Source organism: Mesorhizobium sp. M8A.F.Ca.ET.161.01.1.1, assembly GCF_004792105.1.
Lineage (GTDB): Bacteria > Pseudomonadota > Alphaproteobacteria > Rhizobiales > Rhizobiaceae > Mesorhizobium.
In genome coordinates, this window is sequence record NZ_SRTD01000556.1 from 1 (window position 1) to 278 (window position 278).

The following is a 278-nucleotide window of genomic DNA, read 5'->3' on the forward strand; positions in this document are numbered from 1 at the left end:
CAGCTTTTCGCCGAGCGCCTCGTCAACTTCCTCGAATACGCGGCGCGCCTCGGAAAAAGCATCGGCGAGGTCCTTGCCCATGCCGACAGACTGGCTGCCCTGTCCCGGAAAGGTGAATGCGACGGCCATCTTAGCGTCTCCAGCGGCTTGTTTTTCCCTGCCTCTGGCGCAAGGCGGACGGCCAAGTCAAGCCCGCAGGCGCCCGTTCCGCGCCTATTTCAGCCGGGAAACGAGCCGAGTTGCCTGTTCCAAAAGGCTTTTTGGCGAGCACACCTGAT

Annotated in this window: 1 pseudogene; it reads right to left on the reverse strand. The window is 61.9% G+C overall.

Annotated elements, in window-relative coordinates:
* A pseudogene (locus EN804_RS38575) lies at positions 1-129 on the reverse strand (ACP S-malonyltransferase); the annotation flags it as partial.
* Positions 130-278 lie beyond the last annotated feature (149 nt).